The organism is Piscinibacter gummiphilus (assembly GCF_032681285.1).
Lineage (GTDB): Bacteria > Pseudomonadota > Gammaproteobacteria > Burkholderiales > Burkholderiaceae_C > Rhizobacter > Rhizobacter gummiphilus_A.
This window is the reverse complement of sequence record NZ_CP136336.1, coordinates 5,181,578-5,207,422: the sequence shown is the minus strand read 5'-3', so window position 1 is coordinate 5,207,422 and position 25,845 is coordinate 5,181,578. Positions and strand designations below refer to the sequence as shown.

23 protein-coding genes are annotated in these 25,845 nt (G+C 66.6%); 4 read left to right on the top strand and 19 right to left on the bottom strand.

Translation table 11 applies throughout. The features are described 5' to 3' along the window. Positions 1 to 4: 4 nt before the first annotated feature. The 11 genes from atpD to RXV79_RS24660 form a co-directional block, all read right to left on the bottom strand. Positions 5 to 1,417 (bottom strand): F0F1 ATP synthase subunit beta, encoded by a 1,413-nt coding sequence (gene atpD, locus RXV79_RS24710; RefSeq protein ID WP_257826718.1) that lies wholly within the window; start codon positions 1,415 to 1,417, stop codon positions 5 to 7. A gap of 33 nt (positions 1,418 to 1,450) precedes the next feature. After that, entirely contained in the window at positions 1,451 to 2,317 is an 867-nt protein-coding gene (gene atpG / locus RXV79_RS24705; RefSeq protein ID WP_316700772.1) for a F0F1 ATP synthase subunit gamma, read from the bottom strand. Positions 2,318 to 2,354: 37 nt separating this feature from the next. Further along, positions 2,355 to 3,908, bottom strand: coding sequence for a F0F1 ATP synthase subunit alpha (gene atpA, locus RXV79_RS24700; RefSeq protein ID WP_316700770.1), 1,554 nt, complete (start codon positions 3,906 to 3,908; stop codon positions 2,355 to 2,357). A gap of 77 nt (positions 3,909 to 3,985) precedes the next feature. Continuing rightward, a complete protein-coding gene (locus RXV79_RS24695) occupies positions 3,986 to 4,519 on the bottom strand; it encodes a F0F1 ATP synthase subunit delta (RefSeq protein WP_316700769.1) in 534 nt (177 codons plus the stop codon). A 2-nt stretch (positions 4,520 to 4,521) separates the two neighbouring features. Then, positions 4,522 to 4,992 (bottom strand): F0F1 ATP synthase subunit B, encoded by a 471-nt coding sequence (locus RXV79_RS24690; RefSeq protein ID WP_201809412.1) that lies wholly within the window; start codon positions 4,990 to 4,992, stop codon positions 4,522 to 4,524. Between the two features lie 69 nt (positions 4,993 to 5,061). Beyond that, positions 5,062 to 5,325, bottom strand: a complete 264-nt coding sequence (gene atpE, locus RXV79_RS24685) for a F0F1 ATP synthase subunit C (RefSeq protein WP_047487532.1) — start codon at positions 5,323 to 5,325, stop codon at positions 5,062 to 5,064. A gap of 65 nt (positions 5,326 to 5,390) precedes the next feature. Continuing rightward, positions 5,391 to 6,233 (bottom strand): F0F1 ATP synthase subunit A, encoded by an 843-nt coding sequence (atpB, locus tag RXV79_RS24680; RefSeq protein ID WP_316700768.1) that lies wholly within the window; start codon positions 6,231 to 6,233, stop codon positions 5,391 to 5,393. Between the two features lie 23 nt (positions 6,234 to 6,256). Next, entirely contained in the window at positions 6,257 to 6,715 is a 459-nt protein-coding gene (locus RXV79_RS24675; RefSeq protein ID WP_316700767.1) for an ATP synthase subunit I, read from the bottom strand. Between the two features lie 111 nt (positions 6,716 to 6,826). Next, complete coding sequence (locus tag RXV79_RS24670; RefSeq protein WP_316700766.1) at positions 6,827 to 7,735, bottom strand: SMP-30/gluconolactonase/LRE family protein; 909 nt, start codon at positions 7,733 to 7,735, stop codon at positions 6,827 to 6,829. After that, a complete protein-coding gene (locus RXV79_RS24665; protein ID WP_316700765.1) occupies positions 7,732 to 8,592 on the bottom strand; it encodes an aldose 1-epimerase in 861 nt (286 codons plus the stop codon). The genes RXV79_RS24670 and RXV79_RS24665 overlap by 4 nt, the downstream gene beginning before the upstream one ends. A 6-nt stretch (positions 8,593 to 8,598) precedes the next feature. Then, the gene (locus tag RXV79_RS24660) at positions 8,599 to 9,120 is read right to left on the bottom strand and encodes a GNAT family N-acetyltransferase (RefSeq protein WP_316700764.1); all 522 of its coding nucleotides are present in this window, start codon (positions 9,118 to 9,120) and stop codon (positions 8,599 to 8,601) included. Between the two features lie 413 nt (positions 9,121 to 9,533). Here RXV79_RS24660 and RXV79_RS24655 point away from each other — a divergent pair, with 413 nt between their 5' ends. Continuing rightward, a complete protein-coding gene (locus tag RXV79_RS24655) occupies positions 9,534 to 11,960 on the top strand; it encodes a polysaccharide biosynthesis/export family protein (RefSeq protein ID WP_316700763.1) in 2,427 nt (808 codons plus the stop codon). A 4-nt stretch (positions 11,961 to 11,964) separates the two neighbouring features. Beyond that, the gene (locus tag RXV79_RS24650; RefSeq protein WP_316700762.1) at positions 11,965 to 13,218 is read left to right on the top strand and encodes a Wzz/FepE/Etk N-terminal domain-containing protein; all 1,254 of its coding nucleotides are present in this window, start codon (positions 11,965 to 11,967) and stop codon (positions 13,216 to 13,218) included. A gap of 6 nt (positions 13,219 to 13,224) precedes the next feature. On the opposite strand, the gene RXV79_RS24645 is transcribed toward RXV79_RS24650, so the two are convergent. From RXV79_RS24645 to RXV79_RS24635, 3 genes are read right to left on the bottom strand one after another with little or no spacing between them, the layout of a single operon-like run. Beyond that, on the bottom strand, positions 13,225 to 14,061 hold the full coding sequence (locus RXV79_RS24645; protein WP_316700761.1) for a PhzF family phenazine biosynthesis protein: 837 nt from the start codon (positions 14,059 to 14,061) through the stop codon (positions 13,225 to 13,227). Next, positions 14,058 to 15,239, bottom strand: a complete 1,182-nt coding sequence (locus tag RXV79_RS24640; RefSeq protein ID WP_316700760.1) for an aminotransferase-like domain-containing protein — start codon at positions 15,237 to 15,239, stop codon at positions 14,058 to 14,060. Before RXV79_RS24640 ends, RXV79_RS24645 begins: the two co-directional genes overlap by 4 nt. Before the next feature lie 14 nt (positions 15,240 to 15,253). Beyond that, positions 15,254 to 16,144 (bottom strand): DMT family transporter, encoded by an 891-nt coding sequence (locus tag RXV79_RS24635; RefSeq protein ID WP_316700759.1) that lies wholly within the window; start codon positions 16,142 to 16,144, stop codon positions 15,254 to 15,256. A gap of 97 nt (positions 16,145 to 16,241) precedes the next feature. Between RXV79_RS24635 and RXV79_RS24630 the strand changes: the two genes are divergently transcribed. Next, positions 16,242 to 17,690, top strand: a complete 1,449-nt coding sequence (locus RXV79_RS24630) for an aminotransferase-like domain-containing protein (RefSeq protein WP_316700758.1) — start codon at positions 16,242 to 16,244, stop codon at positions 17,688 to 17,690. 40 nt (positions 17,691 to 17,730) lie between these two features. Beyond that, on the top strand, positions 17,731 to 18,492 hold the full coding sequence (locus RXV79_RS24625) for a hypothetical protein (protein WP_316700756.1): 762 nt from the start codon (positions 17,731 to 17,733) through the stop codon (positions 18,490 to 18,492). Positions 18,493 to 18,508: 16 nt separating this feature from the next. On the opposite strand, the gene RXV79_RS24620 is transcribed toward RXV79_RS24625, so the two are convergent. From RXV79_RS24620 to RXV79_RS24600, 5 genes are all read right to left on the bottom strand, one after another. Then, positions 18,509 to 20,392, bottom strand: a complete 1,884-nt coding sequence (locus RXV79_RS24620; protein ID WP_316700755.1) for an ATP-binding cassette domain-containing protein — start codon at positions 20,390 to 20,392, stop codon at positions 18,509 to 18,511. A 53-nt stretch (positions 20,393 to 20,445) separates the two neighbouring features. Beyond that, entirely contained in the window at positions 20,446 to 21,585 is a 1,140-nt protein-coding gene (locus RXV79_RS24615; RefSeq protein WP_316700753.1) for an ABC transporter substrate-binding protein, read from the bottom strand. A gap of 111 nt (positions 21,586 to 21,696) precedes the next feature. Continuing rightward, the gene (gene gshB / locus RXV79_RS24610) at positions 21,697 to 22,641 is read right to left on the bottom strand and encodes a glutathione synthase (RefSeq protein ID WP_316700752.1); all 945 of its coding nucleotides are present in this window, start codon (positions 22,639 to 22,641) and stop codon (positions 21,697 to 21,699) included. 9 nt (positions 22,642 to 22,650) lie between these two features. Further along, positions 22,651 to 23,835 carry a benzoate/H(+) symporter BenE family transporter gene (locus RXV79_RS24605; RefSeq protein ID WP_316700751.1) on the bottom strand — a complete coding sequence of 395 codons (1,185 nt, stop codon included), beginning with the start codon at positions 23,833 to 23,835 and terminating at the stop codon, positions 22,651 to 22,653. Between the two features lie 12 nt (positions 23,836 to 23,847). Continuing rightward, positions 23,848 to 25,722, bottom strand: coding sequence for a potassium transporter Kup (locus RXV79_RS24600; protein ID WP_316700750.1), 1,875 nt, complete (start codon positions 25,720 to 25,722; stop codon positions 23,848 to 23,850). Positions 25,723 to 25,845 lie beyond the last annotated feature (123 nt).

Sequence of the window (25,845 nt, the reverse complement as noted above, 5' to 3'; positions counted from 1 at the left end):
GCGCTTACTGGATCTTCTTCGCCTTCTCGATGGCTTCGTCGATGGTGCCGACCATGTAGAAGGCCTGCTCGGGCAGCGAGTCGCACTCGCCGTTCACGATCATCTTGAAGCCGCGGATGGTTTCCTTCAGGGGCACGTACTTGCCGGGCGAGCCGGTGAACACTTCGGCCACGTGGAAGGGCTGCGACAGGAAGCGCTGGATCTTGCGGGCGCGGGCCACGGCCAGCTTGTCTTCCGGGGCGAGTTCGTCCATGCCCAGAATCGCGATGATGTCGCGCAGTTCCTTGTAGCGCTGCAGCGTGCCCTGCACGGCGCGGGCCACGGTGTAGTGCTCTTCGCCGACGACGTTCGGGTCGAGCTGGCGCGAGGTCGAGTCGAGCGGGTCCACGGCGGGGTAGATGCCGAGCGAAGCGATGTCACGCGACAGCACCACGGTCGAGTCCAGGTGGGCGAAGGTGGTGGCGGGCGACGGGTCGGTCAGGTCGTCCGCAGGGACGTACACGGCCTGGATCGAGGTGATCGAGCCCACCTTGGTCGAGGTGATGCGCTCTTGCAGGCGGCCCATTTCTTCGGCCAGCGTCGGCTGGTAGCCCACGGCGGAGGGCATGCGGCCCAGCAGTGCCGACACTTCGGTACCGGCCAGCGTGTAGCGGTAGATGTTGTCGACGAAGAAGAGCACGTCACGGCCTTCATCGCGGAACGACTCGGCGATGGTCAGGCCGGTCAGCGCCACGCGCAGACGGTTGCCCGGGGGTTCGTTCATCTGGCCGTACACCATCGCGACCTTGGAGTTCGCGAGGTTCTCCTGGTCGACGACCTTGGAGTCGGACATCTCGTGATAGAAGTCGTTGCCCTCACGGGTACGCTCGCCCACACCGGCGAACACCGACAGACCCGAGTGGGCCTTGGCGATGTTGTTGATGAGCTCCATCATGTTCACGGTCTTGCCCACGCCGGCGCCGCCGAACAGGCCCACCTTGCCGCCCTTGGCGAACGGGCACACCAGGTCGATCACCTTGATGCCGGTTTCGAGCAGGTCCTGCGAGGGGCTCAACTCGTCGTATGCCGGCGGCTTGCGGTGGATGGAGGCGGTGAGCTCCTGGCTCACGGGGCCACGCTCGTCGATGGGCGTGCCCAGCACGTCCATGATGCGGCCGAGGGTGGCCGGGCCCACCGGCACCATGATCGGCTTGCCGGTGTTGGAGACGGTCAGGCCGCGGCGCAGGCCGTCGGACGAACCCAGTGCAATCGTGCGCACCACGCCGTCGCCCAGCTGCTGCTGGACTTCGAGCGTCAGCGCCGAGCCCTCGAGCTTCAGGGCGTCGTACACCTTGGGCATCGCGTTGCGGGGGAACTCCACGTCCACCACCGCGCCGATGCACTGAACAATCTTGCCTTCTGCTGCAACCGAAGCCATGTTCTTTCCTTTGAATCTAGAAAACTTTTTGCTTTACACCGCAGCCGCACCGGCCACGATTTCCGACAGTTCTTTGGTGATGGCCGCCTGACGGGTCTTGTTGTAGACCAGCTTCAGCTCGGCGATCACGTTGCCGGCGTTGTCGGTGGCGGACTTCATCGCGACCATGCGCGCCGACTGCTCCGAGGCCATGTTCTCGGCCACGGCCTGGTAGACCAGGGCTTCGGTGTAGCGCACCAGCAGCTCGTCGATCACCGTGGCGGCGTCGGGCTCGTAGAGGTAATCCCAGCCGTGGCCCTTGTCGGCGACCATGCTCTCAGCCGTGAGCGGCAGCAGCTGCTGCACCACCGGCTCCTGCTTCATCGTGTTGATGAAGCGGGTGTAGCAGAGGTACACGGCAGAGAGCTTGCCTTCTGCGTACGCGTCGAGCAGCACCTTCACCGGGCCGATCAGCTTGTCGAGATGCGGCTGGTCACCCAGCTGGGTGACCTGCGACACCACCTTGGCGCCGATGCGGTTGAGAAAGCCCAGGCCCTTGTTGCCGATCGCGACCGCTTCCGTCTTCTGGCCGGCCGCTTCCAGCTCGCGCAGCTTGCCGGTGAGGGCGCGCAACACGTTGGTGTTGAGGCCGCCGCACAAGCCCTTGTCGGTGGTGACGACGATGAAACCGGCGGTCTTCGCGGTTTCGTTCTTCACCATGAACGGATGCTTGTACTCGGGCGTGGCCTGAGAAAGGTTGGCCGCCAGACTGCGCACCTTCTCGGCGTACGGACGCGCATGGCGCATGCGGTCCTGCGCCTTGCGCATCTTGGAGGCGGCAACCATCTCCATGGCCTTGGTGATCTTCTTGGTGTTCTCCACCGATTTGATCTTGCCGCGTATTTCCTTGCCTGCTGCCATGCGGAGCTCCTGTGTTCAGACCTTCAGGGCGTCGGCTTCAGGCGAAGGACTTCTTGAAGGCGCCGATGGCGTTCTTCAGTTCGGCCTTCGACTCGTCGTCGAGCTTCTTGGTGTCTTCGATCTTCTTCAGCAAGCCAGCGTGGCTGGTCTTCAGGAACTGGTGCAGGCCGGCTTCGAAGGCGAGCACCTTCTTGACGTCGATGTCGTCCATGAAGTTCTCGTTCACGGCGAACAGCGTGGCCGACATCAGGCTGATGGGCAGCGGCGAGTACTGAGGCTGCTTGAGCAGTTCCGTCACGCGGGCACCGCGGTCGAGCTGCTTGCGGGTGGCTTCGTCCAGGTCGGAGGCGAACTGCGCGAATGCGGCCAACTCCCGGTACTGGGCAAGGTTGGTACGGATACCGCCCGACTGACGCTTGACGACGTCGGTCTGTGCCGCCGAACCCACGCGCGACACCGAGATACCGGCGTTGATGGCGGGGCGGATGCCGGCGTTGAACAGCGAGGTCTCCAGGAAGATCTGGCCGTCGGTGATCGAGATCACGTTGGTGGGCACGAAGGCCGACACGTCACCGGCTTGCGTTTCGATGATCGGCAGCGCGGTCAGCGAACCGGTCTTGCCCTTCACTTCACCCTTGGTGAAGGCTTCGACGTAGTCCGCGTTCACGCGGGCGGCACGCTCCAGCAGGCGGCTGTGGAGATAGAACACGTCGCCAGGGTAGGCTTCGCGGCCCGGCGGGCGGCGCAGCAGCAGCGACACCTGGCGGTAAGCCACGGCCTGCTTGGACAGGTCGTCGTACACGATCAGTGCGTCTTCGCCGCGGTCGCGGAAGTACTCGCCCATCGTGCAGCCCGAGTAGGCGGAGACGTACTGCATGGCGGCCGATTCAGCGGCCGAGGCGGCCACGACGATGGTGTATTCCATCGCGCCGTTGGCTTCGAGTGCGCGCACCACGTTCTTGATCGACGAGGCCTTCTGGCCGATCGCAACGTAGATGCAGGTCATGTTCTGACCCTTCTGGTTGATGATCGTGTCGATCGCCACGGCGGTCTTGCCGGTCTGGCGGTCGCCGATGATCAGCTCGCGCTGGCCACGGCCGATCGGCACCATCGAGTCGATGGACTTGAGGCCGGTCTGCATCGGCTGGTCGACCGACTTACGGGCGATCACGCCCGGGGCGATCTTTTCGATCGGCGCCGACAGCTTGGCGTTGATCGGGCCCTTGCCGTCGATCGGCTGACCCAGTGCGTTGACCACGCGGCCCTTCAGTTCGGGACCGATCGGCACTTCGAGGATGCGGCCCGTGCACTTGACGGTGTCGCCTTCGGAGATGTGCTCGTACTCGCCCAAGATCACGGCGCCGACGGAGTCGCGCTCGAGGTTCAGGGCCAGGCCGAAGGTCGGCTGGCCGTCGGAGCCGGCGGGGAATTCGAGCATTTCGCCCTGCATCACCTCGGAGAGGCCGTGGATGCGGACGATGCCGTCGGTCACCGAGACCACGGTGCCCTGGTTGCGAATATCGGACGAGCCAGCCAGGCCTTCGATGCGGCTCTTGATCAGCTCGGAAATTTCAGCGGGGTTCAGTTGCATTGCTTTCTCCGGTCCGCGAGCCACTCGATGGAATGGCCTGCAGTGTCAGACGATGTGGGTGCTGTCGCTTCAGAGCGTCAGGCCGTCAGCGCCACCTTCATTTGTTCGAGACGGGCCTTGACCGAGGTGTCGAGCACCTCATCGCCGACCACCACCTTGATGCCGCCGATCAGTTCGGGATCGAGCTGTACCGTCGCGTTGAGCTTGCGGCCGAAACGCTTTTCAAGCGTTGCCACAACGCCCGACAGCTGTGACGCGTCGATCGGGAAGGCGCTGTACACCGTGGCTTCGGAGACGCCGGACTTGGCGCTCGCCAGGGTGTGGAACTGCCTGGCGACTTCGGGCAGCGCAGACAGGCGGCCGTTTTCGATAACGGTGCGCAGCAGGTTGCTGACCTGGCTCGACAGCGTGGCCTTGGCGACGCCGGTGATGACGTCGAACACCTGCTGGGCGGTGACCTTCGGGTTGTCGGCGAAGGAACGCAGCTGCGCGTCGGCGGCCACGGCGGCTACCGCGTCGAGCTGCTCGACCAGCGGCTTCATGTCGGCGTTGCCGGCGGCCTTGTACAGCGCTTCAGCGTACGGGCGGGCGATGGTTGCAAGCTCGGCCATGGTCAGAGCTCGGCCTTGAGGCGGTTCAAGAGGTCGGCGTGCACGCCGGCGTTGACTTCCTTGCGCAGGATCGCTTCAGCGCCCTTCACGGCCAGCGCAGCCACCTGCTCGCGCAGGGCTTCGCGGGCCTTGATCGACTCCTGCTCGGCTTCCGCCTTGGCAGCGGCGACGATCTTGGCGCCTTCTTCGGCAGCGCGGGTCTTGGCTTCTTCGACCATCGACTGGGCCAGGCGCTCGGCATCGGCCAGGCGCTGCGCCGAGTCGTTGCGGGCGGCCGACAGCTGCTCTTCCACACGCTTGTTGGCGGCGGAAAGTTCGCTCTTGGCCTTGTCGGCAGCCGACAGGCCGTCGGCGATCTTCTGCGCACGCTCGTCGAGTGCCTTGACGATGGGCGGCCAGATGAACTTCATCGTGAACCACACCAGAATCAGGAACACGATCAGCTGCGCGATCAGCGTAGCGTTGATGCTCACGGTGTTGCCTCTACAGAATTGGACAGATCAGAAAGTAGTGCGACGTTCGGGCCAGGCCCGACACGAGCATTACTTCGGCAGGTTGGCGATCTGGGCCAGGAACGGGTTGGCAGTGGCGAACCAGAGGGCGATACCGGTACCGATGATGAACGCGGCGTCAATCAGACCGGCCAACAGGAACATCTTGGTTTGCAGTTCGTTCATCAGCTCGGGCTGGCGGGCGGCCGACTCGAGGTACTTGCTGCCCATGATGCCGATGCCGATACAAGCACCGACAGCACCCAGACCGATGATCAGGCCGGCGGCGAGGGCAACAAAGCTAATGACTTCCATGATGACTCCTTAGGGTTTTAGGAAAGAAAGGGGGAATGAAAACGAAGGGACAGAAACTGCGGTGATCAGTGCGCGTCGTGCGCTTGGCCGATGTAGACCAGCGTGAGCATCATGAACACGAAGGCCTGCAGGGTGATGATCAGGATGTGGAAGATGGTCCACACCGTGCCGGCCACGATGTGGCCGAGGAAGAGGGCGATGCCGGTGGCGTTGAACGCGAAGGCGCCGCCCATCAGCGCAATCAGCATGAAGATCAGTTCGCCAGCGTACATGTTGCCGAACAACCGCATGCCGTGCGACACGGTCTTCGCGACGAACTCGATGATCTGCATCGCGAAGTTGAAGGGGTAGAGGAACCACTTGTCGCCGAACGGGGCGGCGAAGAGTTCGTGGACCCAACCGCCCAGGCCCTTGATCTTCACGTTGTAGATCAGGCAGAGGATCAGCACACCGACCGACAGGCCCATGGTGATCGACAGGTCGGCGGTGGGCACGACGCGCAGGTAGGGCAGGCCGATGGTCTTGTCGTTGATCCAGGGCAGGATGTCGACCGGCAGCATGTCCATGAAGTTCATCAGGAAGATCCAGACGAACACGGTCAGGGCCAGCGGGGCCACGAGCTTGCGGCTCTGGGCGTTGTGCACGATGCCCTTGGCCTGGCTGTCGACCATCTCGACGAGGATTTCAATGGCGGCCTGGAAGCGGCCGGGGCGGCCCGAGGTGGCCTTGCGTGCGGCCAGCCACAGCAGCCAGCAACCGATCACCCCCAGCACCACGCTGAAGAAGATGGAATCGAGGTTGATGACCGAGAAGTCGACCGGGCCGGTCTGGTGGTGGTTCTGCAGGTGATGCAGGTGGTGGCTGATGTATTCACCCGCGGACGGGGCGTGTTCGCCTGCGCTTGCCATTGGTCAGTCCTGAATCTTGTCCATCAAGACCGGCGCCACGCGAGCGCCAGCCAGTTCACCTTCATGCACACCACCATCGTGATCAGCAACGCTGGCCAACTCAGTTGGGGCACCACTCTGGCTGCGATCACCAACATGGCAATCGCCGCCGCAATCTTCAGCATTTCCCAGAACATGAACCCCACGGCCGCAGCCACCGGGCTCTTTGTTCCTCTGGTCATTCCACGGGCCAGCAAGGCCCCCGGAAGCACCACGGCCAGCGCGCCGTAGAGCGCCGACCAAGCTGCCGAACTGCGTTGTGTGACCGCCCAGACCACAGCGGTGCACAGCAAACCGACCAGCGCCTGAGTGCCGAGCACGCGCCATGGCGACACCATGGGCAGTTTCGACTTCAGGGCTTTGGCTTCTTCGGCGGTCAGCGGCTTGAAAGGCGGCTGATCTGCCTCATCTGGCCACGAGTCACGGCCCACAGGGTTGGTCATGGCTCGGGTTACAGGCGGTTGCAGCAAAGCCTCGGGATTATACGTGGAAACCCCTGCGGCTCCAGAGCCGTCTGGAGGCGTTACGTCTTGGCGGCTGGTTGTCGAGCGATTTCAGCCGAAGGTGTTGGCTGGAAGTCCCGGGGTGTCGACGCGCAGGCTGAGGATGCGGCCCGCGAGGGGCTGGGCCGCCAATTCGTGCTCGGGCCGCTTTTCGCGTGACGTGGTGATGTAGAGCGTCTTCAGGTCGGGCCCGCCGAAGCAGGGCATGGTGACGCAGCGCACCGGCAAGCGGACCTCGCGCAGCACGACGCCTTGGGGCGACAACTTCAAGAGGCGCTGGCCTTCGAACATCGCACACCAGTAAGCGCCTTCGGCATCGACGGCGGCTCCGTCGGGTCGGCCGCCGTAGGTGTCGAGCGCCTGGTCCGGCTGCTTGAGCGGGAACTGGGCCAGGATGCGCCGGGCGCCGGGTTGGCCGGTGTCGGCGTCGAAGTCTTGCGCGTAGATGGTGTGGGCCTTGGTGTCGCTGTAGTAGAGCGTCCGGCCGTCGGGGCTCCAGCCGAGACCGTTGCCGACAGTGATGTCGCCAGCCATGCGGCGCAGGCCGTGTGCCCTGTCATAACAGTAGAGGGCTGCGAGGGCTGCGTCGCGAGGCTCGTAGATCGTGCCGGTCCAGAAGCGGCCTTGCGGATCGCACTTGCCGTCGTTGAAGCGCTCGCGGTTGCTGTCGTAAGGCGCTGCGGCCAACGCATGCTGCCGGCCGGTGTCGGGGTCGAACTGCCAGAGGCCATCGCGACGGGCCAGCAGCAGGCCGCCTTCGCGCATCGGCGCGAGGCTGCCCACTTCGGTGTCGACCAGCCACGTGCGGTGGCGGCCGGTGCGGGGGTCGTGGCAGCGCAGCGCCTTGCCGGGGATGTCGGTCCAATAGAGCTGTTGCTCCATGGGGTGCCAGAGCGGTGATTCGCCGAGCAGCGAGGCGGGCGCGTCGAGTGCGGTGATGTCGGAAGCGGTGTCGGTCACAGGGCTGTCACGTCGAGGGTCATCCAGGCGTCGGTGGTGTCGCCGGGGTTCAGGGGCACCAGGCCATGCTGAAAAGGGTGGGGCATCTGAATGGCATTGTTCACGTGGCTCACCGGCTCGACGCAAAAGTAGTCTTTGTCTTGCGGCGTGTAGACCACCAAGTGCCGAAGCGCTGAGCGAAGCTCGACTGAGAACCGCTCGTCTCGGATCACGGCGCGTCCGGGCCAGCCATCGAAGCAGTGGTCGAGTCGCAGCTGGGCGATGCCGTCGTCGATGCTGTCTTGCACCACCGGATGCGTCGGCAGCTGCGCGTCATCGAACTCCCAGCGTCGACTCACCTGCGCCTGCAGATGGCTGCTCCCCTGCTTCGGGAAATAGGGGTGCCAGCCGAGCCCGGCCGGTTGGGCTTGCGGTGAGGTGTTGGTCATCGCGAGCCGCACCGAAAGCCGCGCCGGGGTGAGCGTGAAGTGTTGTTCGGCGGCGAACGCAAAGGGCCAATGGTCGTCGGGCGCGTGCTCGTAACGCAAGGCCAATCCGGCTGTGTCGATCGACACCACCTGCCACGCGCGCAACCACGCCACGCCGTGCAGCGAGTGCGGGCTGTCGCCGAAGTTGGGCGCTGTGGTGTGGTCGTGGCCTTGCCAATGGAAGCGACGATGCCCGAGTCGATTGGAATACGGCACGAGCGGGAAGCAGCCGGACGGGCGTGAGGCGCGCAAGGTCTGCGGTTCGGCCGACAGCAGCACGGGCGCGTCGCCGTGCCAGAAGCCGGCGATGCAGCCGCCCAGATCGGGTCGCACCGCGAGGCGCAGATTCCCGGCACGCAGTTCGCAGCCGGCCTCGAGAGGTTCGCTCATCCGGGTCTACCGCCTCGACACCTTGAACTCGGCGGACTGGTCCAACCTGGCGCGCAAGTAGTGAGCGCCCGGAATGGGGTTGTAGTAATAGGGGGGCACTTCCTCGAAGCCGAGCGTCGCATACAGCTCGCGCGCCGACTCCATGTCGTCGAGCGTGTCGAGCAGCATGTTGGAGTAGCCGGCGCGGCGGGCGTCGTCAAGCAGGTGCAGCGCCAGCAGCCGGCCAAGGCCGAAGCGGCGAAATGCCGGCCGCACGAACAGACGCTTCATCTCGCACGCGTTGGGATAGTCGGCGTCGTGCAGCGGGCGCAGGGCGCCGCAACCTGCGACAGCGCCATCGACCAGTGCCAGCAGCAATTGCCCGGACGGGGGTGCATAGTCGCCGGGCAAGTTTGCCAACTCGGCTTCGAAGCCCTGGAAGCACAGGTCGACGTCGAGGCTGGCCGCGTACTCTCGAAAGATCGCGCGCGTGTCCGCGATCAACTCGGCCGTGTCGGGCGTGATGAGCTGGATGATGGGGGCGTCCATGCGCAGATGTCAGCCGGTCAGGCGCCGGGTCGGCAGGTCCGGGAGGCGGGCGCGGCGATGGACGAGGGTAGGCGGCATGACGGGGCAGCGGGCGCGGGGGGGGGGGGGGAGCAGAAAGATACCTTGTTGACGTGCCGGTGGCGAGCGGCTGCGCCATGTCCTCGTCGAACGTCTGCTCTTGCGGCGGCGACTCTCACCGGCCTCTGCCAGCGAAACGCGTGCGGACCTTTCATAGGGGCTTGCAGGGGGCCGTCGCCCAAAGACCTTCCGCTACCATTGCCTGCTGCCGTTTTGGCGGCCTCCACTGCACTTGGTAAGGCGGCGCGCTTGCGTTGCCACAGCCATGAGCTCGCTTCGCAATGACACCGTTTTGGTTGCCTCCCCTCCCACAAGTATTTCGCGCTCTGCCCGTCGTGCTTGCCCTGTTTGCGGTGGATGGTCGCGCGGCCGATGAGTCGGGTAGCGGCACCTTCAATGCTCCCAGCTATTCGTCGACGCCCGCAGCGAGCGCCTCTGCACCTGACAGCTCGCGCTTGCAGCAGCCCCAGCCGGGTGTAGGTCAGCGCTCGCTTGGGCGAGGAGCAGCGCCCGACAAATCCTCCGGCCAGGGGAACGGGCGAGAGGGCGTACAGCGCAGGGATGACCCTGCACAACGAAGGATCGAGTTGCCCCCTGCGCGGCCGAGTGAATTTGAGCGCTTCGTCGAAACGGCCACGGGTCGCCAGCTCCCAGTCTTTGGGGCCAGCTTCTTTGTCGATGCGGCCAACCGGCCGGTCGCCGCTGACAGCGTGCCAGTGTCGAGTGACTACACCGTAGGGCCCGGCGACGAGGTGCTGATTCGTGCCTGGGGTGCAATCGATGTCGACTATCGCGCGGTCGTTGATCGAAACGGCCAGGTAAATCTGCCAAAGATCGGTAGCCTCACCGTGGCGGGCGTGAAAGCCTCCGAGCTCGAGCGCCACCTGCGTGCGCAGATCGGCCGGCTTTACACGAACTTCAATCTCAGTGTGTCGCTCGGGCAACTGCTCGGGGTGAAGGTCTTCGTGGTTGGACCGGCACGTTTGCCTGGGGTCTACACCGTATCGAGCCAGGGCACAGTGCTGTCGGCCGTGGTCGCTGCGGGCGGCCCCGGCCCGAATGGGTCGATGCGCAAGGTGTTGCTGCGGCGCAATGGTGCCGTGGTGTCCGAACTCGATATCTACGACTTCCTCGTTAACGGCGACAAGTCCAAGGACGCGCAACTGATTGCGGGTGACGTGGTCGTTTTTCAGCCTGCCGGGCCGCGTGTCGCGCTGAGCGGCGCGCTCGACACCCCAGGGATTTATGAACTCAAATCGGCGCAGGAGCCGATGCGCGACGTCTTGCGCTATGCGGGGGGTACTCCCGTCCTGACCAACCCCAACAAGGTGCTGGTCGAGCGCGTCGAGCCGGCGCGCATGCCTGCTGCCCGCTATGTCGAGGAATTCAAGCTCGACGAAGCTGGGCTGCAGCGCCCATTGCGCGATGGCGACGTGCTGACGCTGCTACCGATCTCGCCGCAGTTCGCCAACGCGGTGACGCTCAAGGGCGCTGTGGCGCAGCCGCTGCGTTATGCACACAAGCCGGGCATGCGGATCCGCGATTTGATTCCGGACAAAGACGCGCTGGTGCCTCCCGACTTCCATCGGCGCAAGAATCTTTTGGTCCAGTCCCAGGAGACCGAGGAGCCGGTGGAGATCGATGCCGAGCGACCAGGAGTCGCTCCTGGCGCAAGCGCGAACCCTCAGGCGAACCTTGATCGAAGTGGTCGTAGCGCCGCCGAGCGAGCGCGCCGCGTCGAGGACCGCACCGTCGCCGAGCGTGCCAAAAAGGCCCCTGCTGCTCTCTTTGAGGAACTGAACTGGGACTACGCTGTCATCGAGCGATTGAATCCTGATCTCAGCACTCAGGTCATTCCTTTCAACCTCGGCAAGGCCGTCCTCCAGGGCGACCCTGCGAGCAACGTCGAACTTCTGGCGGGGGACGTCGTGACCGTTTACAGCCAGAAGGACATCCGTGTGCCGGTGGCCAAGCAGACACGGCTGGTGTCGGTGGAGGGAGAGGTGGGTGCCCCTGGCGTGTACCAACTGCTGCCCGGCGAGACGCTGCCTCAGCTCATTGCGAGGGCTGGTGGCTTTACACGCCAGGCGTATGTCTACGGCTTGGAATTCACTCGCGAGGACACACGACGTCGGCAGAAGGAGAATCTGACCGAAGCCATCTCCCGGCTGGAGACCCTGGCAGCCACGCAGGGTGCGCGTGATGCTGCAAATCGGCGTGACGAGAGTGGCGACCGCAGTGCCTCTGTCAACGCTGCTGCCACGCAAGCCCAGATGGCGAGACTTCGTCGCGTCGAGCCCAATGGCCGCATTGCTCTTGAACTGCGCCCGGACGACGCCGCCATAGGCACCTTGCCCGAGGTGCCTCTCGAACACGCCGACCGCATCTCCGTGCCAGCAAAGCCCGGGTTCATCACCGTCGCCGGAGCCGTGGTCAACAACAATGCACTGCTGTGGAAGCCCGGTCGCACCGTCGGGGATTACCTGAACCAGGCCGGGCTGGACGAGGCGGCCGAGCGCTCGAACATGTTCGTGCTGCGTGCCGATGGCACGGTGCTGCATGCCGGCGATCGGCGCGGCTTCCTCGGCTTCGGCGGCATCGAATCGCAGTCCATGCAACCCGGCGATGCGATTGTCGTGCCCTCGCAACTCGACTTCGAAACATGGGGTCGGGCTCTGGTGCGCAACCTGAAGGACTTTAGCCAGATCTTCTACCAGTTCGGGCTGGGAGCCGCGGCGATCCAGACCTTGCGCAAGAACTGATGTCATGAACCAACTGGATTCCCACGTGCTGCACCAGCCGGAAGACGATGTCGACGAGGGGCCTGCCATCAGCCTGGTGGACTTGCTGACCTGGGTGGGCGAAGGCAAGCGCCTCATCGGCACCGTGACGGGGATGGTCGTTGTGCTCGCACTGGTTCTCGCGTTCATGCTGGACCCCGTCTTCACCGCCCGCACCACGCTGCTGCCGCCCTCGGCGCAGCAGCCGAGTGCCTCGGCGGCGGCCCTGGCTGCGCTTGGATCCTTGGGCGGGCTGGCTGGCGGCATCACGGCGAAGACGCCCGATGAGCTCTACGTGAACCTGCTGAAGAGCGACACCGTGCAGCGCACGCTGGCGACCCGGTTCGACCTGTACAAGCGCTACAAGGTCGACACCTACGAGGTCATGCGCACCACGATGCCGCGGTATGTGCGCATTTCTTCCGACAAGAAGTCGGGCGTCATCACGCTGGAAGTCGACGACCGCGACCCGAAATTCTCCGCCGACCTCGCCAATGCATATTCCGCCGAGCTGACCAAGCTCCTCAGTCGACTGGCGGTCTCCGAAGCCCAGCAACGCCGTGTCTTCTTCGACCAGCAGCTGAAGGAGACCAAGGAAAACCTCGTCAAGGCCGAGCAGGCCTTGCGCACGGTGCAAGAGAAGTCCGGGATGATCGTGCTCGATCAGCAAGCCGAAGCCATCATCAAGGCGGTCGCCGAACTCAAGACCAAGATCATCGAGCGCGAAGTGCGCCTGAAGGTGATGCGCACCAGCACCACGGCACAGAACCCCGACGTGCAGCTGCTGATGTCCGAGCTGAGCGCCTTGCGTGGTGAGCTGGCGCGCATGGAGTCGTCGGTTCCGGCGACGGCGAAGGCCGCGTCGGCGGCCGGCGGGGGCATCGACATTCCCATCGGCAAGCTGCCGGCCGCGGCCATCGACTACGTGCGTGCTGCGCGCGAAGTGAAGTTCCAGGAAACCATGCTCGCCAGCATGCTGCGCCAATACGAAGTGGCCAAGCTCGACGAAGCCAAGGAAGGGCCCGCGCTGCAGCAGGTCGACGTGGCGCAGCCGCCGGACCGCAAGTCCAAGCCATCGCGCGCGCTCATCGTGCTGGGCGCGGCACTGGCCGCCCTGCTGTTGTCCAGCTTCTTCGTCATCCTGCGTCGCTACCGCGCCCTGGTGCGCGAACAGGACCCCGAGGCCGCCCAGGCCTGGGCGCGCATGGCCGCGGCCTGGCGCCTGCGTCGCAAGGCCTGACCCGCCTCAGAGCGTCAGCTCGCCCCGCACGCAGCTGACGCTCTGCCCGCCGACCCACAAGGTGCGGCCGTCGTGTTCGATCTGCACGCGGCCAGCGCGGCCGAGCCGTTGGCCTTGCGAGGCGAGGTAGCGCTTCGGCGCGTCGCCGCGTTCGATCAGCCACTGCGCCACGCCCGCATTCAGGCTGCCGGTGACCGGGTCTTCGGGCACGCCGATCACGGCGGCGAACGCGCGCAGCTCGAACTGGCACGCACTGCCGGCCAGATAGGGGCCGACGAGACCCACTTCGGCGAGGCCTTTCAACGCACCGTGGTCCGGCTCGACCGCGAGCACCGTGTCGGCGCTGTCGAGCAGCAGCGTCAGCCAGCGCGGGCCGTTTTGCAGCCACTGCGCAGCGAGCACCCGTTCACGCGCCAGGCCGAGCGCGGCCAGCACCTTCTCGAGCGTGGCGTCGTCCACCGCTTCCATCTTCAACGCCGGCGCTGCGAAGGCCGCACCACTCTCGCTCTGCCGGATGCGCACCAGCCCCACGCCGCATTGCTGCACCACCATGCCCCGCACGCGCGGTGTGCCGCCAGCCTGCAGCCAGGCGTGGCAACTGCCGAGTGTCGGGTGGCCGGCGAACGGCAGCTCTTCGTTGGGCGTGAAGATGCGCACCCGGTAGTCGGCGGCCGGGTCGGTGGGCTGCAGCAGGAAGGTCGTCTCCGACAGGTTGGTCCAGTGCGCGAACGACCGCATCTGTGCATCGCTCAGCACGTCGGCACCGTGCACGACGGCGAGTGGGTTGCCCTTGAGGGGTTGGTCGGTGAAGACGTCAACCTGCGTGAAGGTGAAGGAGCTCATGGTGCGTGGGTTTCCAGGGCTTGGGCGAGCAGGCGGATGCCGCGGTCGATCTGCTCCGGCGACACGGTGACGAAGGACAGGCGCAGCGTGTTCGCGCGTGCGTCGTCGGCGAAGAAGGCGGCACCCGGCACATAGGCCATGCCGAGGGCCACGGCTTTCGGGAGCAGTGCCGTGGCATCGACACCGTCGGGCAGCGTGAGCCAGAAGAACATCCCGCCCTGCGGCGTGTTCCAGTGGCAGCTCGCGGGCAGGTGCGCCTGGAGCGACGCTGCCATCGCGTCGCGCTGTGCCTTGTAGCGGGCGCGGATCGTCGGCACGTGCTGATGCAGAAAGCCGCCGCGTATCACCTCGTGCACCACACGCTGGTTGAAGCCCGGCGTGTGCAGGTCGGCGGCCTGTTTGGCCTGCAGCAGCTTCGGGAAGAGCGGCTTCGGCGCGATCACGTAGCCCAGGCGCAGGCCAGGGGCCAGCACTTTGGAGAACGAGCCGAGGTAGACCGTGCCTTCCGCCCAGCGCGAGGCGAGCGGCGCGGGTGGTGCCCCGTCGAACCAGAGCTCTCCATAGGGGTTGTCTTCCACCACCGGCAGGCCCATCGCGCGCGCGGCCTCCATCAGTTGGTCTCGCCGCGTGGCGCCGATGCAGCGCCCGCTTGGGTTCTGGAAGTTCGGCAAGGCGTAGAGAAAGCGGGCGCCGCGCGCCGCGGCAAGCCCCTCCACCAGCGGCCCGTCGTCATCGCAGGCCACGGCCACGTAGTCGGGCTCGCAGGGGTTGAACGCCTGCAGTGCGCCGAGGTAGGTGGGCGACTCGACGGCGACGGTCGAGCCGGGATCGATCAGCACCTTGCCGACGAGGTCGAGCCCTTGCTGCGAGCCGGTGGTGATGAGCACCTGCGCCGGGTCGACCGGCAGGCCCTGCTCGGCCATCTCGATCGCCACCCATTCGCGCAAGGGTGCAAAGCCCTCGCTGGCCGCGTACTGCAGCGCCTCGCGCGGGTGGTCGCGCAGCACGCGGTTGGTGGCCTCGCGCATCGCCTCGATCGGAAAGGTGTCGGGCGAAGGCAAACCGCCAGCAAGCGAGATGATGCCGGGCTGTTCGGTCACCTTGAGGATCTCGCGGATCACCGAAGGGTTCATGCGCTCGGCGCGGCGGGCGAGCGTCCAGGGCAGGTGTTGGGTCATGGTGTTGGGGCCGTTCAACGGGCGGCAGCGGGCAGGTTCACCGGCATTCTCTTGCCGACGAAGACGGTGGCGATCACCGCGAGCGAAAAGAGAAGGGTCATCGTGTCCAGCCGCTCGCCCAGGATGGGCACCGCGAACAGCAGCGAGAGGAAGGGCTGCACGAGTTGCACCTGGCTGACCCGCACCGTGCCGCCGAGGGCAAGCGCCCGGTACCAGGCGAAGAAGCCGATCCACATCGAGAAGAGCGTGACGTAAGCGAAGCCGCCCCACGCCGCCAGGCTGGCCGGCTGGGTCGGCCAGCTGTGCCAGGCGAGCGGCCAGGTGAGCGGCATGCTCAGCACCAGCACCCAGCAGATCACATGTTCGGCCGACCACTCCTTCGCGAGCTGTGCGCCGCTCACGTAGCCCACGGCGGCGCTCAGCACGGCCAGCATCAGCAGCCCATCGGCCATGCTGAGCTGCCCGCCCGCCAGCAGCGCAAACGCCGCGACCAACCCGAAGCCCAGCACCGCGCAGGCCCAAAAGCCGTTGGAGGGGCGTTGCCGCAGCGCGACCGAGGCCACCACGGCCGTGCCCAAGGGCAGCAGCCCGGTGACGACCGCAGCGTGCATCGCGTTCACCTCGCGCAGCGCGAGGCCGAGAAAAAGCGGAAAGCCGATCACCGTGCCGGCCGCGCTCACCGCCAGCGCCGGCAGGTGCCGCGCTTGCGGTCGCGGCGCGCGGGTCAGCAGCAGGTACACGAGGCTCAGCACACCGGCCAGCGCGGCGCGCCCGGCGGTGACGAAGAGCGGTGGCAGCTGCGGGTCGTCGGCCGGCCCGACGGCCAGGCGCGTCATCGGCGTGGTCATCGCGAAGAGGGTCACGCCGGCGAGGCCCAGCCACAGGCCTTTGGTTTGTGGGTTCATCCGGCCAGTCTAGGGTTGTGACCAGCACAGAGCCGATACACTTGACCGGCACATTTCAGTTTCTGTATCGGCCGCCTTCCCAACACAGCCGCCCGTCATGAACCCGCCCCAGCCCCTTTCGCGCCAGTCCGACGCCACGCTCACTGAGCAGCTGTCGAACCGCTTTGCCGAGCACATCCGGCAGCGCCTCATGGCGCCAGGCGCACGCCTGCCCTCGGTGCGCGAATGTGCGCGCCGCCACGGCGTCAGCCCCTACACGGTGGTCGCGGCCTATGACCAGCTGCTGGCGCTGGGGCTGGTCGAGGCGCGCAAACAGCGTGGCTTCTTCGTGCGGGACCACCACCGCCGTGACGCCGAGGCGCCGGCCGCCGACACACCCAGCCCCGCCCCGCGCCTGGCCGCGCCGGTCAGCGCCACCATGCTCGTGCGCAGCATGTTCCAGCCCCCGGGAAGCCAGCCCATGCCGGGCCTGGGCACGCTGCCCATCGAATGGCTCGACCTGCCGATGCTCAGCGCCGCGCTGCGTCGCGTGAGCGGCCCGGCCCAGCTCGGGCCGCTGTCGCTGCAATATGGCGAACCAGCGGGTGATCTGCGCCTGCGCCGTGCCCTGTCGATGCGGCTCGAAGACTTCGCCGTCAAGGCCCGCCCCGAGCAGATCGTCACGACCATCGGTGCCACGCAGGCGCTTGACATCGTCACCCGCAGCCTGCTGCGCGCCGGCGACACGGTGCTGGTCGACGAGCCCGGCTGGTCGGTCGAATACGCGCGGCTCACGGCCCTCGGCCTGCGCATCCTGCCGGTGCCGCGCGGCGAAGACGGCCCCGACCTCGCCGTGATGCAGCGCCTGATCGAGGCCCAGCAGCCGCAGGACCGGCCGCGCCTGTACATCACCGTCTCCGTGCTGCACAACCCGACCGGCGCGTCGCTCTCACTCGGCACTGCGCACCGCCTGCTGCGGCTCGCGCAGGCGCACGATTTGCACATCGTGGAAGACGACACCTACGCCCACCTCGCGCCGGCGCACCTGCCTCGCCTGTCGGCGCTCGACGGGCTGGAGCGCACGATCTACATCTCGGGCTTCTCCAAGATCCTCGTCCCCAACTGGCGCGTGGGGTATCTCGCCGCGCCGCCCGCGCTGGTCGACCGCTTCATCGACACCAAGCTCCTTACCAGCCTCACCAGCCCCGGCGTCACCGAGCAGGCGCTGGCGCACTGCCTCGAACAGGGCCTGCTGCGCCGCCACGCCGAGCGTGTGGGCCAGCGGCTCGACGCGGCGCGGGCCCGCTCGGTCAAGCTGGCCGAATCGGCAGGTTGCCGTTTTGCCAGCCCGCCGAGGGGTCTTTTCGGCTGGGTCGACGTGGGCGTGGACACTGAGCGCCTGTCGCACGCGATGGTCGACCAGGGCTGGCTGCTCGCCCCGGGGGCTTTGTTCCACGCCACTCCTCGCCCGACCACGCTGATGCGCATCAATTTCGCCACCACCCAGGACGCCCGTTTCTGGCGGGCGCTGGAGCGCACACGTGATGGCCTGCGCGGCACGCCCTGATTGCGGCGCTGCGGGGGCGTCGCCTACATTCGTACCGTTCATGAGCTTGTTCGAACCCACCATTCCCTTTGGCGAACCCGAGTTGATGCGGGTGAGCGACTTCCAGCGCTACCTGCACGAGCCGGGTGGCCCGCGTGCGCGCGTGGTCACCGAGCTGACGCCGGGGCAACCGAGCTTGAGCCAGTCGCTGTTGGCCGACCTGATGCGCTTCGAGCATTCGGGCCAGGCCTCGGAGGTGCTGGAAGTGCTGGCCGCCTGCGTGCGCCATGCGCAGCACGTGGTCGTGCATCTGCAGATGGGTGAGTCGGTGGTGCCGCTCACCGTCTTCGCCGTCGACCGGCTGGTGCACTGCCCGGTGTCGATCGACGCGCTGCTGCTGCAGCGGCCCACCGAACTGCGCGTGCTGCATGTCGAACCCGCCGTGCTGCGACCGCCCGGCGATGCCGAGGCGTCGCTGGTCGGCGAAGGGCATCACTACCACCCGCTGCGGCCACTCTTGTGGGAACTGGCACTGCGCGGTGCGCGCAGTGCTCTGCTGCCCGAGATCGCCGGCCAGGTGGCCTACCGCGTGGCCCCCGGTGTCGACCTCTCCGGCTTGCGCGTGGCAGGTGCGCTGCCGGGTGCCATCCAGAAGCTGCAGGGCGACCGCTACACCCTGCGCGAGATGGCCGAGTGGCCAGGCTTCGACACCGAGCGCGCCTCGCGCCTGCTCAACGCCCTCTACCTGCAGTCGGGCCTGATCGTCAGCCGCACGCGGCCGACGGGTTTCGGCGAATCGTTCTTCGGCGCTCTCGGCCGTTAGCCCACGGGCTCGAGCCCTACTTCGAGCCGAGGAGTTCCCAGCGCTCGAGCGCTTCCATGAGTTCCGTCTCGATCTGCGAAAAGCGCGCCTGTGTCTGCGCGAGGACCTGCGCGTCGCCGCTGTAGATGGCGGTGCCGCTGAGTTGCTCGCCGAGCTGTTTCTGCTCGGTCTCCAGCGCCTCGATGCGCGCCGGCAGGCCGTCGAGTTCGCGCTGCTCCTTGTAGCTGAGCTTGGCCTTCTTCGGTGCTGCGGTGGCGGCAGCCGAGGTTGTGGCGGGCAGTGGCGCCGAGGGCTTCGTGGACTTGTCGTCGCGCATCGCGCGGGCGCGGGCTTGCTGCATCTTCCAGTCTTCGTAGCCGCCTTCGTACTCGCGCCAGAGGCCTGGTGATTCGTCCCCCTCCCACGCGATGGTGCTCGTGACCACGTTGTCGAGGAAGCGGCGGTCGTGGCTCACCAGGAACACCGTGCCGTTGTAGCTTTGCAGCAGCTCTTCGAGCAGTTCCAGCGTGTCGATGTCGAGGTCGTTGGTGGGTTCGTCGAGCACCAGCACGTTGGCGGGCAGCGCGAAGAGTCGCGCCAGCAGCAGGCGATTGCGCTCGCCGCCCGAGAGCGTGCGCACCGGCGAGTTGGCGCGTTCGGGTGAGAAGAGGAAGTCGGTGAGGTAGCTCATCACGTGCTTGCGCTGGCCGTTCACCTCCACCCACTCGCTGCCGGGGCTGATGGTGTCGGCGAGGGTCGCATCGAGCTTCAGGGTGCTGCGCATCTGGTCGAAGTAGGCGACCTCGATGCGCGAGCCCTGGCGCACCGTGCCGCTGTCGGGCTTCAGTTCGCCGAGGATGAGCTTGAGCAGCGTGGTCTTGCCCGCGCCATTTGGCCCGATCAGGCCGACCTTGTCGCCGCGCAGGATGGTGGCGCTGAAGCCCTTGACGATCACCTTCTCGCCAAAGCGCACCGACACGTCCTTGAGTTCGGCCACGATCTTGCCGCTCGGCACACCCGAGTCGACCTCGAGCTTCACCTGGCCCAGCGAATCGCGCCGTTTCTGGCGCTGGTCGCGCAGCACCTTGAGCCGCTCGATGCGCGCCACGCTGCGGGTGCGGCGGGCTTCCACGCCCTTGCGGATCCACACCTCTTCCTGCGCGAGCAGCTTGTCGGCGCGTGCGTTGGCCAGCGCCTCCGAGGCGAGCTGCTCTTCCTTCGTGCGCTCGTAGGCGCTGAAGTTGCCGGGGTAGCTGCGGATCGTGCCGCGGTCGAGCTCGAGGATGCGCGTGGCCACGTTGTCGAGGAAGGCGCGGTCGTGGGTGATCAGCATCACGCTGCCCTTGAAACCGTTGAGCAGCTCTTCCAGCCACGCGATGGAATCGAGGTCGAGGTGGTTGGTGGGCTCGTCGAGCAGCAGCACGTCGGGCACGGCCACCAGCGCCTGTGCGAGCGCCACGCGTTTCTTCATGCCACCGGAGAGTTCGCCCACGATGCGCGCGCCGTCGAGGTGCAGCTGGTGCAGCGTTGTGTCGACACGCTGCTCCCACGTCCACGCGTCGAGCGCTTCGATGCGCGTCTGCAGCGCATCGAGGTCGGTGCCTTCGGCGTGCTCCTCGTACTGCTGGCGCACGCGCTTGGCTTCGGCCACCCCCTCGCTCACGGTGTCGAACACGCTCGCCTGCGCGTCGAACACCGGCTCCTGCGGCACGTAGCAGATGCGCAGGCCCTGCGTCATCTGCAGCAGGCCATCGTCGGGCTTCTCGAGCCCCGCGATGATCTTGAGCAGCGAGGACTTGCCCGCGCCGTTGCGGCCGATCAGGCCGAGGCGTTCGCCGGCTTCGAGCGAGAACGCGGCCTTGTCGAGCAGGGCGACATGGCCATAGGCGAGGTCGGCGTTGGAGAGGGAGAGGACGGCCATGGCGTGCGGAGCAAAACCCGCATTGTCGCCCCCCGCCCGAAAGGCCCGGCCGCTCAGGAGATGTAGCGCCCGCCCGGCCCGATGATGGTCAGCTCGACAAGCTTGGAGCCGTGGTGGTTGTTCGGCCCGTAGTTGAGCTTGTAGCCGCCGATGTCCATCGTGCCGGCACGCTCCATCGTGGTCACCAGGCTCTGCGGTGTGACCGACTTGCCAGCGCGGCGCAGGCCTTCGAGCAGCACGCGCAGGTTGACGTAGCCGAAGAAGTGGTCGTAGTCGATCGGGATCTTGGCGCGCTCCATCGCCGCACCGTAGTCGCGGATGACGTTGAGTGTGGGCCGCAGCGCGTTGGGCAGCAGCCGGGTGAAGGCGATGCCACGGGCTTCGTCGCCCAGCGCTTCGATCGAGTTGCGGCTGTTGGCGATGGTGGGCCCGTAGATTGGCACGCCGATGTAGGCGCGTGCGGCTTTCACCGTGGGCACGAACATCGGACCGAAAGCCATGATGATGAGCCCGTCGGGCTTGGCATCGCCGAGCAGCTTGCAGGCGTTGACGGCGTTGGCGCCGGTGATGTCGATGGCCTGCGTGGCCACCACGGAGGCGCCGTGTTCCTTGGCCACGTCTTCGACCATCGGCGCCATTTCCTTGCCGAAGGCATTGTTGAGCACGGCCACCGCGATGCGCTTGCGCTGGCCCGACACGAGGTTCTGCACCATCTTGCCGACCTCGTCGCGGTAACTGGCCATGGTGGTGAAGAAGTAGGGGTGCTGCGGCGTGCGCAGCGAAGGCGCGCCGGTGTAGACGCTGATCAGCGGCACCTTCTTCTCGGCCAGCACCGGCAGCACCGCGGCCACGTTGGCCGTGCTGCCCAGGCCGTAGAGCGCGACCACCTTTTCCTTGTCGATCAGCGTGTGCACGTTCTCGACGCAGCGCTTGGGGTCATAGGCGTCGTCGAGCGTGATGAGCCGCACCTTGCGGCCAGCCACACCCCCCTTGCGTTCGTTGAACTCCTCGAGCGCCAGTTCCTGGCCCTTGAGCACCCGCACCAGCTGCGCGGCGGCCGGGCCGGTGAGGTGCGCGCTCTGGCCGATCAGGATCTCGTCGCCGGGGGCGGCGTGAGCCGCAGGCAGCGCGAGGCTGGCGGAGGTGGCGGCGAGTCCCTGCAAGCAGGCGCGGCGTGTGATCGATTGGCTCATGTTCTCTCCCTGGGCCGTGTGGCGGCCCTCCTGTGATGCCGATGCCGGCGCAGTATGGGAGCGGGTATGTGAGCCTTGGCTCGGGACTAGCCCGAGGCCGGGCGTGCTATTTCACGCGCTTCGGCGCTCCAGCGCATTTATGAACGCGCGTGCTACATCGAAGCCGGTTTGCTGCGTGATTTCCTGGAAGCCGGTCGGGCTCGTCACGTTGATCTCGGTGACGCAATCGCCGATCACGTCGAGGCCCACGAGCAACAGGCCACGCTCCGCGAGGATGGGGCCGATGGTCGATGCGATCTCGTGGTCGCGCGCCGAGAGGGGCTGTGCCACGCCCTTGCCACCCACGGCCATGTTGCCGCGGATCTCGCTGCCCTGCGGGATGCGCGCCAGCGCATGCGGGATCGGCTCGCCGTCGATGATGAGGATGCGTTTGTCGCCTTGTGCAATCTCGGGCAGGTAGCGCTGCACCATCACCGTCTGCGCGCCGTGCTTGTTGAGCGTCTCGATGATGCTGCCGAGGTTCAGGCCGTCGGGGCCGACACGGAAGATGCCCATGCCGCCCATGCCGTCGAGGGGCTTCAAGATGATGTCCTGGTGCGCGGCATGGAAGGCACGAATCTCCGCCGCATGGCGCGTGACCAGCGTGGGCCCGATGAACTGGGGGAACTCGAGGATGGCGAGCTTCTCGGGGTGGTCGCGCAGCGCGGCGGGCTTGTTGAAGACGCGTGCGCCTTCGCGCTCGGCTTGCTCCAGGAGATGCGTGGCGTAGAAGTATTCGCTGTCGAAGGGCGGGTCGCTGCGCATCAGCACCGCGTCCATCCCGGCGAGGGTGATGCCGGTGCGGGCCTCGGGCGCGAACCAGTCGTGCGGGTCGCCCGTCAGCGTGAAGCGGCGGGCCTGCGCGCTCACCTGCCCGCCGCGCTGCCACACCAGGTCCTTCGCTTCGCAGGCCCAGAGCTCGTGGCCGCGTGACGCGGCTTCGCGCATCATCGCGAAGGTCGAGTCCTTGTAGGTCTTGAAGCTCTCCAGCGGGTCGGCCACGAACAACAGCTTCATGGGGGCATCTCAGGCAGTGGATCGGGGCCGCCACTGTTGCACAAAAAGCGCGAGCGCGCCGGCGACCACACCCCAGAAGGCCGAGCCGATGCCCCACAGCGAAAGACCGCTCAGCGTGACGAGGAAGGTGATGAGCGAGGCCTCGCGGTGGGTGTCTTCCTTCATCGCGCCGGCGAGGCCTCCGCCGATGCTGCCGAGCAGCGCGAGGCCTGCGATGGCGGCGACCAGTTCCTTCGGGAAGGCGAGCAGCACGCCTGCAACCGCCGCACCGAACAACCCCACGACGAGGTAGAGCACGCCCGCCGTCGCGGCGGCGGCGTAGCGGCGCTCGGGGTCTTCATGTGTTTCGCGGCCCATGCAGATGGCTGCGGTGATCGCCGCGAGGTTGATCGCATAAGCCCCGAAGGGCGCGAGCACGAGCGTCGCAGCGCCGGTCATCGTGATGAGGCGCGAGATGGGCATCGAGTAGCCGGCTGCGCGGATGGCGGCGACACCCGGCAGGTTCTGCGAGGCCATCGTCACGACGAAGAGCGGCAGCGCGAGGCTCACCATCGCCTGCCAGTGGAAGGCAGGGGCGGTGAACACCGGCATCGTGAGGCCGAGGTGGATGCCGTCGGGGTGCAGTTGCCCGTGCAGCGCAGCCCACAGCGTGCCGACCGCGAGCACCACCGGCACCGCGTAGCGTGGCCACCAACGCCGGCCGATGAGGTAGGCCAGCAGCATCGCCAACACGAGGCCGAATGCCGACTTCGCAGCGATGAAGGCATCGAGCCCGAAGCGCGCGAGCACGCCGGCCAGCAGCGCGTTGGCGATGGGCATCGGGATGCGGTCCATCAGCCGCTCGAACCAGCCCGTCGCACCGAAGAGCACGATGAGCGCGGCCGACACCATGAAAGCGCCGATCGCCTCGGGCATGGTGAAGCCACCGGCTGCACCGGCCGTCGCGAGCACCGCCGCACCCGGGGTGGACCACGCGATCATCACCGGCTTCCTGAGCCACATCGAGGCCCCGAATGCGCACACGCCCATGCCGATGCCGAGAGCCCACATCCAGGAGCTGATCTGCGCGGCGTCCGCACCGAGCGAGCGTGCGGCCTGGAAGACGATGGCCACCGAACTGGTGTAGCCGACCAGCACGGCGATGAACCCGGCTGCGAGGGTGGAGAGCGAGCTGTCGCGAAGCAGGGAGCGCATCGCGGCTGGGCGCTAGATTTCGACTTTCGAGCCGAGCTCCACCACGCGGTTCGTCGGCAAGCTCAGGTACTCCGACGCCCCGCTTGCGTTGTGGTGCATGCTTGCAAAGAGCTTCTCGCGCCACATCGTCATGCCCTGGCCGAAGGTCGGGATCACGATGTCGCGCGACAGGAAGTACGAGGTCTCCATGTCGTCGAGCTGCACGCCGCGGTGGCGCAGCAGCGCCAGCGCCTCCGGCACGTCGGGGTCGTTCTTGAACCCGAAGTTGAGCGTGACCTGCCAGCAGTCGCGGCCGAGCGGTTCGATCTCGCAGCGCTTGTCGAAGCCGATCCACGGGATCTCGTGGTGCTTCACCGTGACGAAGAGGTTGGTCTCGTGCAGCACCTTGTTGTGCTTCAGGTTGTGCAGGAGCGCGTTGGGCGTGACACCCGCCTCGGGCACGAGGAACACCGCCGTGCCCTGCACCCGCGTTGGCGGGCTCACGAACACCGCTTCGAGGAAGCTCTTCAGATCGATCGCGTCGTCGCGCAGGCGCTCGCGCATCAGCGCACGGCCCTGTTTCCAGGTCATCATCAGCACGAACATCGCCGCGCCGATCAGCACCGGGAACCAGCCGCCGTCGAACACCTTGATGATGTTGGCCGAGAAGAACATCAGGTCGACGACGAAGAAGAAGCCGGTGGCGGCCACGCACAGCGCCCAGGGGTACTTCCAGCCGTAGCGGATGACGAAGAAGGTCATCGTGGTGGTGATCAGCATGTCGATCGTCACCGCGATGCCGTAGGCCGCGGCGAGCTTGCTGCTGCTGCCGAAGAGCACCACCGCCAGCACGATGGCGACGTACAGACTCCAGTTGATGAAGGGCACGTAGACCTGGCCCGTTTCCTTGACCGAGGTGTGCAGGATGCGCAAGCGCGGCAGGTAGCCAAGCTGGATGGCCTGCTTGGTGACCGAGAACGCCGCGGTGATGAGCGCCTGCGAGGCGATCACCGTGGCGGCGGTGGCGAGCGCAATCAGCGGGTAGAGCGCCCATTGCGGCGCCATCTCGTAGAACGGGTTCTTCACGTTCTCGGGGTGCGCGAGCAGCATCGCGCCCTGGCCGAAATAGTTGATGACGAGGGCCGGCATGACGAAGCCGAACCACGCCAGGCGGATCGGCTTCTTGCCGAAGTGGCCCATGTCGGCATAGAGCGCTTCGGCGCCGGTCACGCACAGCACCACCGAGCCGAGGGCGATGAAGGCGATGCCCGGGTGCTCGACGAAGAAGCGCAGGGCGTGGTGCGGGCTCAGTGCGGCCAGCACCGCGGGGTTCTTCAGCACGTGCACGATGCCCAGCAGCGCGAGCACGATGAACCACAGGAGCGTGATGGGCCCGAAGAGCTTGCCCACGCTCGCCGTGCCGTGGCGCTGCACCAGAAACAGGGCCGTGAGCACGACCAGCGTCACCGGCACCACGTAGCGGTGCAGCCCCGGGGCGGCAACCTCCAGGCCTTCCACCGCCGACAGCACCGAAATCGCCGGGGTGATGACACCGTCGCCGAAGAAGATGGCGGTGCCGAAGATGCCGAGCACCATCAGCACCCGGTGCAGCCGGCGGCGCTCCTTCACCGCCTGCGAGGCCAGCGCGAGCATCGCGATCAGGCCGCCTTCGCCATTGTTGTCGGCCCGCAGGATGAGGCCGACGTACTTGATGGAGACGATGATCGTCAGCGTCCAGAACATCAGCGACAGCACGCCGAAGATGTTGTCCGTGGTCAGCGGCACGTGCCCGTGGGCGAAGACTTCCTTGAAGGCGTAGAGCGGGCTGGTGCCGATGTCGCCATACACGACGCCGAGAGCGGCGAGCGTGAGCGCGGCAAGGCTGGAAGAGGGGCGCTGGGAATTCACGGTCGACCGGGCACGAGCGCAGCCCGGCGGAGTCCAAAGGGGGCCTATTGTGCTCCGCAGGCCTGGGCGCTCATTTGACCCGCCGAGGGCGGCCGTGACGGATGTTGCAATGCAGCAACTGCC